This is a genomic window from Pseudomonas sp. 05N434, from assembly GCF_056396965.1.
Map to the genome: position 1 here is coordinate 1 of NZ_JBFTMK010000160.1, position 9,008 is coordinate 9,008.

A 9,008-nucleotide genomic window follows, 5' to 3' on the forward strand; every position below is an offset into this window, starting at 1 on the left:
GGTCCAGCATTTGCTGGAGCTGATCGACAAGCGTTTGCCGGTGGCGCAGGCCGGATTGGTCCAGCATTTGCTGGAGCTGATCGACAAGCGTTTGCCGGTGGCGCAGGCCGGATTGGCTCTGAGCCAGACCCCGGAACGCCTGGCCGCCGAGGACTTTCTCAATCGTCTGAAGCAAGCCAGCACCTGGCTGGGGCCGATGTTCGTGCGCGACAAGAGCGGCGTGCTGGGGGTGGAGATGGATGTGCGCTGGCGTACCGATCGGGAGGAAGAGCGCGGTGCCGACCAGGTGATTGCCTGGGGCTTGAATGCCGGGAATCAACAGATCAACTACCCCGGCGAAGCTCAGCAGAACCTGCGCTGGATGGTCGGCCAACCAGTCCGGCTGACCTTGCGTTGGGCCAGAAATGGCTATCAGCGTCCGGCCAACGATCCGTTACAGCCGAGCCTGGTGGTGCGTGATCTGGAAGCGGGTTGGGAGTACAGCGGTCCATGGTCRCTGTTGCGCTTGATGCGTTCGCACGTGTCGGTGCAGCGCCAGCCGAACCTGGACTACACGGATTTTCCGTTGACCTTGCGCCTGCCCGTGACCACGCAGGCCAGCGCAGCGGAGCAAACCCTGATGTTTGTGCGCCTGTCGTTGATGACCCAGGGCTCGAAATTGCCGTTGTCCATTCAGCCCTTGCCGACCCGGGCTCCGCGTTCACCGTTCCTGGTGACGCGCTCGACCGCGGCGATTGAATCCCATGAGGAGGAGGGCCTGTGAATCAACCATCAACACCGTTGCCGGAACTGATTACGCAACTGCTCGAACCGATCAGCAAGGAGGCGCCTTGTGGTCAGGATTTGCGTTATGAACCCGAGTTCGACCGGTTGCGCGAACTGCGCCGCGAGGATGACACCAGTTTGCCGACGGGGGTGTGGCAGTCGTCGATCAAGCGCGCCCAGTGGCCGGAGCTGGAAAAACTGGCCACGAGCCTGCTGCTCGAGCGCAGCAAGGATTTGATGCTCAGCGCCTGGCTGGGGGAGGCCTGGCTGCATCAGGACGGGCTCGATGGGTTGCCGGGCAGCCTGGCGCTGGTGGCCGGGTTGTGCGAACGCTATCCCGAACACCTGCACCCACAGGCTGAGGATGGCGACCTGTCGTGGCGAGTGATACCGCTGGAATGGTTGGCTCGACGCTACGCTGAAGTGTTGCTGACCCGAGTGCCGTTGTTCGAACCGCACAACCACGAATTCGACGGCTTCTGTCTGGACGCCTGGCGCCGGTTGCAGTTGCAACAGGTGCAGGGCAGCGACAGTAAAGCGGCCAAGACCTCGGCCGAGAACGCGCGCAACGAACAGAAAAAAATCACCGAACAGATTCGTGCCACACCGTTGTCATTCTGGTTGCGCAGCCAGGGCAGTCTGCTGCTCAGTCAGCAGCACTTGCAGCGCCTGGAGGTGTGGAGCGACGCTTTTCTCGGGAATCAGGCCCCAGGCTTTAAGGCGCTGCAGGACGTGATCGACGCGTTGTTGACCCTGGTTCAGGAGTTTATCGCCATGCATCCACGAAAACCGACCCCGGCGCCTCCGGTCGAAACGCCAGTGGTGGCTGCATCGAGCCCCAGCCCGACCGCCGCGTCTGAAGTCCTTGCAGTGCCCCAAGTGTTCAGCGAACCGGCGAATCGTGAAGAGGCGTACCGGCAATTGCTGCTGATCGCCGAGTACCTGGCGCGCACCGAACCCCACAGCCCGGTGCCCTATCTGATCAAGCGGGGTGTGGAGTGGGGCAACAAGCCCCTGAGCGAGCTGCTGGGCGAACTGATCAGCGCCGATGCCGAATCCCGACGACTCTGGACACTGTTGGGCGTTCTTTAGTGATTGAGCCGGGTGGTTGTCGACGGTGGCGGTAACGCAATGGGCGTCAGTACCGGTTGACCGGAAAAAAACGCCGTCAGGTTTTTGCCGGCCAGCTCGACGGTGCCTTGGGTGGCCTCCGGGGACAATCCGGCGACATGCGGAGTCAGAATCACGTTGGCCAACCCCTTGAGGGCGTCCGGTACCTGGGGTTCGTGGTCGAAGACATCCAGCGCGGCACCGGCGATCCGCCGCTGTTCGAGCGCGGTGATCAGGTCCGCCGTGACGACCACGCTGGCTCGGGCGATGTTGACGAGGAATCCGTTGGGCCCCAGGGCGTCGAGCACTTGCCGGTTGATCAGGTGTTGGGTGCCGATCCCGCCCGGGGTGGCAACTATCAGAAAGTCTGATTGGCGTGCCAGCTCGGTAGGCGTCGAGCAATAGCTGTACGGCACATCGCTGCGATGCTGGCGGTTGTGGTAGCTCACTCTCATATCGAAGCCGTTGGCGGCACGTTTGGCGATAGCGAGGCCAACGGCACCGAGGCCGAGGATGCCTATGTGTTTGCCGGCCAGCGAAGGACGCATGATCTTCGGCCACTCGCCCCGACGGACGGCAGCATCTGCCCGAGGGATGTCACGAACCAGTGCCAGCAGCAACGCCATGGCGTGATCGGCAACGGAGGAGGCATTGACGCCGGCGCCGTTGGTGACAGTGATGCCTCGGTTGACGGCGGCCTGCAGGTCGACGTGTTCGTAACCGGCGCCGATCACGCAGATGATCTTGAGGTTGGGCAGGGCGGCGATTTCATTGGCATACAGGCCCAACGGGCCACGCGTCAGCACCGCATCGATCTGGCTGCCCTGCCGGGCAATGGCGGCAGCGCGCTCGGCCGGGGTTGGGGCCAGGATCAAATGAAACCCCTGATGTTCGAGAATCGGCAGGTATTCATTGATGGTTTCAACCAGTACCAGAACGGTTGCGGTCATGCTGGGCTCCTGTGGGCAGCGGAGTGTGGGGCTCGAACGTCGCGTCAGATTGCTGACTCCAGAGCAGATTGGCAACGGTCCGAGATCATAGGCTATTGGTTGGCAAGCACCTGTGCAGGCGTTGGCGATACCGGCGAGCTTCTTAGATACAACACTAGATCAGTGCGCGGCAGGTGGAGAGGATTTGTCCGCGATGAAATTGCCGCAGCAGCTGTCGAGCCTGCGTTCGGCTGCGCAGCAGTCGTAAAGTCAGGCGCTGCGGTTCGTCAGGCACACCGTACATTAGGGTTTACTAAAGCGTGTCAGAAAACGACACATCGCATACCCGCTGCCGACAATTATTTTTCTAAAAGCGACAGGCCTTTGATCTGCTCCCACAACCATTGCTCAGCTAAGCCTTTGCTTCTGCTCGTTTATCGCGGAGAATCCCGCCCCTGTTTCGGCCGGAGCATGTCTGTCGGTTTTTTCCGACGCGTCCTGACCGAGTGGCAAGTGACCGGAAAGCGGAGATCCGACCGGATGAATGATCAGGCCAATAGCGTCGACGAACGCTATGTAGCGGCGACACCAGCGAGCCTCGAAAGCTGGAATCGCCATGACACCACCTGGATGCTGGGCCTGTTTGGCACGGCAATCGGGGCCGGTACCCTGTTTTTACCCATCAACGCGGGGCTGGGCGGCTTTTGGCCGTTGCTGATCCTGGCATTGCTGGCGTTCCCCATGACGTTTTACGCGCACCGTGGCCTGACCCGCTTTGTGCTGTCCGGTCGTGAAGGTGCAGACATCACCGAAGTGGTGGAAGAACATTTCGGCATTAAGGCCGGTGCGCTGATCACCTTGTTGTATTTCTTCGCGATCTTCCCGATCCTGCTGATCTACAGCGTGGCCCTGACCAACACCGTGGGCAGTTTCCTCGAACATCAGCTGCACATCATGCCGCCACCGCGCGCCGTGCTGTCGTTCGTGCTGATTCTCGGCCTGCTGGCGGTGGTGCGTTGCGGTGAGCAGGTGATCGTCAAGGCCATGAGCCTGATGGTGTATCCGTTCATCGTCGCGCTGCTGTTCCTGGCGGTGTTCCTGATTCCTCACTGGAATGGCGGCATCCTCAGCACCGCGTCCACGCTGCCTGAGTCGTCGGCGCTGCTGCACACCCTGTGGCTGGCGATTCCGGTGATGGTGTTCTCGTTCAACCATTCGCCGATCATTTCGGCGTTCGCGGTGGACCAGAAACGTCGCTACGGCACGCATGCCCAAGAGCGCAGTTCGCAGATCCTGTCCCGCGCCCACCTCTTGATGGTGGTGATGGTGCTGTTCTTCGTCTTCAGCTGCGTGTTGACCCTGTCGCCGGCGCAACTGGCGGAAGCCAAGGCACAGAACCTGTCGATCCTGTCGTACCTGGCCAACCACTTCAGCAACCCGACCATCGCCTTCGCGGCGCCGTTGATTGCCTTCGTGGCCATTTCCAAGTCATTCCTGGGCCACTACATCGGCGCAAGCGAAGGCTTGAAGGGCTTGATCGTCAAGAGCGGCAAACGCCCGGCGCCGAAGACCCTGGACCGCATGACCGCAGCGTTCATGCTGGTGGTCTGCTGGGTCGTCGCGACCCTGAACCCGAGCATTCTCGGCATGATCGAAACCCTCGGTGGCCCGGTCATCGCGGCGATTCTGTTCCTGATGCCGATGTACGCGATCCGCAAAGTACCGGCGATGGCGCGTTACCGTGGCCAAGCCTCCAACGTCTTCGTGACGCTGGTGGGCCTGGTGGCCATTTCGGCGTTGATCTACTCGCTCAGCGCCTGAAACAGCGGGCGATCAATCGGAGCTGCCCCGGTTGATCGCCCCCTTCGAATGCCCGGCCAGACGACCTTTGGTTCGCTGGCGGCAATGCTCGATAGCCGCAACGGCTTTTTCGCAGGCCTTGCACAGCGTGGCCGGCGCAGAAGCTTGCTGCGGTGCGAACCACTCGGGGCAGAAGCTGATCACGCCGTCCGGCGAATGCATCCATTGGCTCATAACGTGTTGAACCGTCCCGCTCAGGCCCTTTCTGGCGCGCAAGGCGTTAAGTGATGGCGCACAGAGCTGGTCCAGCGCCAGCCGATGGACCTCGCGCAAGAACGGTGAAATCTGTACCGAAAGGTAGGCAATGCCGAACGTCTCCTGGGCCACACGTGCGCCCAACGCCCAAAACGAGCCCACCACCACGATATCCTCATGGCGCCGCGCTGCGATGTAGTCATAGGTCGGTTCGAGCAGGTGCGAGACTGCGTTCCACTGCTCTGCCAAAGCGCTTTTCGAGTCTCGCGGGCGGGGCGTGTCGTCGCAGGCTTGCTGGCCTAACGGCTCGAATTCCAGCCCGTACTGTTCGACGGTGGCTTTGAACGCCGGCAGGCTGCACAAGGTCGCGCGATGACCGCGCAGGTTCAGCGCATTGGCCAGGCCAATGAAGGGGAAAACGTCACCGGGCGAACCGATGGCGATCAGGATGACCCGCATGACTCCTCCTTGAGATAAGGCCCGTGGGGCCTCGTGGCACGCCGTCCTGGTGCCGACATCAGGCAAAGATAGCTGGGTAATCGGCGTCAGGCATAAAAAAACGCCGCTCATCTCACGATGGGCGGCGTTTTTTATGGCTTTGTAGCGTTAGGCTTGAACGACCGGGATGTTGGCGTTCGCAGCAGCTTCACGGAACTCGGCGATCTGGTCGAAGGACAGGTAGCGGTAAACGTCGGCCGCCATGCTGTCGATCTTGCCAGCGTATTCCATGTACTCCTCGACGGTCGGCAGGCGACCCAGGATGGACGCAACGGACGCCAGCTCGGCCGAAGCCAGGTAGACGTTCGCGCCGTCACCCAGACGGTTCGGGAAGTTACGGGTCGACGTCGACACCACGGTGGAGTTCGGCTCTACACGTGCCTGGTTACCCATGCACAGCGAGCAGCCTGGCATTTCCATGCGTGCGCCGGCCTTGCCGTAGATGCCGTAGTAGCCTTCTTCGGTCAGCTGGTGAGCGTCCATTTTGGTCGGCGGCGACAGCCACAGACGGGTTGGCAGCTGACCTTTGACCTGTTCCAGCAACTTGCCGGCAGCGCGGAAGTGACCGATGTTGGTCATGCACGAACCGATGAACACTTCGTCGATCTTCTCGCCAGCAACGCTGGAGAGCAGACGGGCGTCGTCCGGATCGTTTGGTGCGCAGAGCACAGGCTCATTGATGTCCGCCAGATCGATTTCGATGACTTCGGCGTATTCGGCGTCGGCATCGGCTTCCATCAGTTGCGGGTTGGCGATCCAGGCTTCCATCGCTTGAGCGCGACGCTCCAGGGTACGTGCATCGCCGTAGCCTTCGCCGATCATCCAGCGCAGCAGGGTGATGTTGGATTGCAGGTACTCGGTGATCGACTCTTTCGACAGCTTGATGGTGCAACCGGCAGCCGAACGTTCGGCCGACGCGTCGGACAGCTCGAAAGCCTGTTCCAGCGTCAGGCCTTCCAGGCCTTCGATTTCCAGGATGCGGCCGGAGAAGGCGTTTTTCTTGCCTTTCTTCTCGACGGTCAGCAAGCCATTCTGGATGGCGAAGTAAGGAATGGCATGAACCAGGTCACGCAGGGTGATGCCAGGTTTCATTTTGCCTTTGAAGCGCACCAGGATCGATTCCGGCATGTCCAGCGGCATGACGCCGGTGGCTGCGGCGAACGCGACCAGACCGGAACCGGCCGGGAACGAGATGCCCATCGGGAAACGGGTGTGCGAGTCGCCACCGGTACCCACGGTGTCTGGCAGCAGCATGCGGTTCAGCCACGAGTGGATGATGCCGTCGCCCGGACGCAGGGAAACGCCGCCGCGGGTCATGATGAAGTCAGGCAGGGTGTGGTGGGTGGTCACGTCGATCGGCTTTGGATAAGCCGCGGTGTGGCAGAAGGACTGCATCACCAGATCAGCGGAGAAGCCCAGGCACGCCAGGTCCTTCAGTTCGTCACGGGTCATTGGACCGGTGGTGTCCTGGGAACCCACGGTGGTCATCTTCGGTTCGCAGTAGGTGCCAGGACGAACGCCTTTGCCTTCTGCCAGGCCGCAAGCCTTGCCGACCATTTTCTGCGCCAGGGTGAAGCCCTTGGTGCTTTCGGCCGGTGCTTCAGGCTTCTTGAACAGGTCGAACGGTGGCAGACCCAGTTCGGCGCGAGCCTTTTCGGTCAGGCCACGGCCGATGATCAGCGGAATACGGCCGCCGGCACGGACTTCGTCCAGCAGAACCGGGGTCTTCATTTCGAAGGTGGTCAGGACTTCGTCGCTGTTGTGCTTGGTGACTTTGCCAGCATGCGGGTACAGGTCGATCACATCGCCCATGTTCATGTTGGAAACGTCGAACTCGATTGGCAGTGCGCCGGCATCTTCCATGGTGTTGTAGAAGATCGGAGCGATTTTGCTGCCGAAGCAGAAACCGCCAGCGCGCTTGTTAGGCACGTAAGGAATGTCGTCGCCGAAGAACCACAGTACCGAGTTGGTAGCGGATTTACGCGAGGAACCGGTACCGACCACGTCACCGACGTAGGCGATAGGGAAGCCCTGGCCGCGCATTTCTTCGATCTGCTTCATCGGGCCGGTCTTGCCTTGCTCGTCCGGAACGATGCCGTCACGGGCCATTTTCAGCATGGCCAGGGCGTGCAGCGGGATGTCTGGACGCGACCAGGCGTCTGGAGCAGGGGACAGGTCGTCGGTGTTGGTTTCGCCGGTCACCTTGAAGACGCGCAGGCTGATCTTGTCGGCCAGCACCGGGCGCTTCTTGAACCACTCGCCGTCAGCCCAGGACTGCAGCACGGCCTTGGCGTGAACGTTGCCGTTCTTGGCTTTTTCAGCCACGTCGTGGAAGGCATCGAACATCAGCAGGGTGTGCTTGAGTTCTTCGGCAGCCACTGGCGCCAGTTCGGCGTCGTCCAGCAGGTTTACCAGGGTCACGATGTTGTAGCCGCCCTGCATGGTGCCGAGCAGTTCAACAGCGCGCTTCTTGTCGATCAGAGGGGATTTGGCTTCGCCCTTGGCGAGGGCAGACAGGAAACCGGCCTTTACATAGGCGGCTTCGTCCACTCCTGGCGGAACGCGATTGGTGATCAGGTCAACGAGGAAAGCTTCTTCGCCAGCCGGGGGATTCTTCAGCAGCTCGACCAGGCCTGCAGTTTGTTCGGCGTTAAGCGGCTGGGGAACGATACCCAGTGCTGCGCGCTCTTCGATATGTTTGCGGTAGGCTTCAAGCACAGTTATTACCCTCATCAGTGGTCCCAAATGGGTGTCCGGGACGCTCATCCCGAAATTACCGTACTCATGCGCTGCGTGGCGTTGTGGGCCGCTTAGCCAGAATTACCGGCAATTCCTTACAGAAGCTGCTTTCAAAGTTTTACGCCTGCAGAACGGGGAGCTGATGAGGGTTGGCGTTGGGCTTTTCCCCGCTGGAAAAACCCTTCGCCAACACCGCTCTGAAGGAACGACTGTGCTCGTGACGCTTTGAAAACAGCTTCTTAACGGACATTGGCGCCTTAAAAGGCTGGCTGATTCTACGGCAAAAAAATTTGAAAGGTAAGTTAGGTCCAAAACTTTGAGGGGTGATGAATGTTAGACAAAGGGCTAACATGCCGACCTGTTCTGCTTTCCCGTGTTTTGTCTACCTATGCCCAATCAGACCATCAAGACCCCCTGCGTCGGCCTCTGCTCCACTGTTTACGGTGATTTGGTGTGCCGTGGCTGCAAGCGTTTCCATCACGAAGTGATCCACTGGAACGGTTACAACGAGGAAGAAAAACGCGCGGTGTGGTTGCGGCTTGAGCAGCTGTTGTCGCAGGTGATGGCTGCCAAGGTAGAAATTTTCGATCCCGCGCTGCTGAGAATGCAGCTGGAACAGCGCAAGATCCGCTTTGTGCCGCATCAGTCGGAGTATTGCTGGGCTTATCAGTTGATCGCCCGGGGCGCGCGGGTCATCAATAATCTGGAAGCCTACGGAATGGTGCTGCTGCCGGAGTTCCGCGACTGGAACCTGCCGGAATTGCGCGATGCCATTGATCGGGAATTTTTCCTGCTCTCGGAAGCACATTACCAGCGCTACATTGCGCCGGGGTTTCTCAAGGACGCCTTCGGCGGATAGCCTTTGAAGGCAAAAGATCGCAGCCTCGTTTCACTCGACAGCTCCTACAGGGG

The 9,008-nt window shown here is 60.4% G+C and carries 6 protein-coding genes and 1 pseudogene; 4 read left to right on the forward strand and 3 right to left on the reverse strand.

The features are described 5' to 3' along the window. Both AC1DLB_RS12665 and tssA read left to right on the forward strand, forming a co-directional pair. Positions 1–763: pseudogene (locus AC1DLB_RS12665) on the forward strand (type VI secretion system protein ImpL); the annotation flags it as partial. After that, positions 760–1,857, forward strand: a complete 1,098-nt coding sequence (tssA, locus tag AC1DLB_RS12670) for a type VI secretion system protein TssA (protein WP_111453522.1) — start codon at positions 760–762, stop codon at positions 1,855–1,857. The pseudogene AC1DLB_RS12665 and the gene tssA, both read left to right, overlap by 4 nt. On the opposite strand, the gene AC1DLB_RS12675 is transcribed toward tssA, so the two are convergent. Beyond that, positions 1,854–2,825: a 2-hydroxyacid dehydrogenase gene (locus AC1DLB_RS12675; RefSeq protein WP_018929656.1), complete on the reverse strand. Its 972-nt coding sequence runs from the start codon at positions 2,823–2,825 to the stop codon at positions 1,854–1,856. The genes tssA and AC1DLB_RS12675 overlap by 4 nt on opposite strands. 519 nt (positions 2,826–3,344) lie before the next feature. On the opposite strand from AC1DLB_RS12675, the gene AC1DLB_RS12680 reads away from it, so the two are divergent. Beyond that, entirely contained in the window at positions 3,345–4,625 is a 1,281-nt protein-coding gene (locus tag AC1DLB_RS12680) for a serine/threonine transporter (protein ID WP_064618247.1), read from the forward strand. A 12-nt stretch (positions 4,626–4,637) separates the two neighbouring features. Here AC1DLB_RS12680 and AC1DLB_RS12685 read toward each other — a convergent pair whose 3' ends face one another. Continuing rightward, complete coding sequence (locus tag AC1DLB_RS12685) at positions 4,638–5,318, reverse strand: glycosyltransferase (RefSeq protein WP_158245534.1); 681 nt, start codon at positions 5,316–5,318, stop codon at positions 4,638–4,640. Positions 5,319–5,465: 147 nt separating this feature from the next. Continuing rightward, positions 5,466–8,075, reverse strand: coding sequence for a bifunctional aconitate hydratase 2/2-methylisocitrate dehydratase (acnB, locus tag AC1DLB_RS12690; RefSeq protein ID WP_018929654.1), 2,610 nt, complete (start codon positions 8,073–8,075; stop codon positions 5,466–5,468). A 409-nt stretch (positions 8,076–8,484) separates the two neighbouring features. Here acnB and AC1DLB_RS12695 point away from each other — a divergent pair, with 409 nt between their 5' ends. Beyond that, positions 8,485–8,955, forward strand: a complete 471-nt coding sequence (locus AC1DLB_RS12695) for a DUF1289 domain-containing protein (RefSeq protein ID WP_007937731.1) — start codon at positions 8,485–8,487, stop codon at positions 8,953–8,955. The last annotated feature ends 53 nt before the right edge of the window (positions 8,956–9,008 follow it).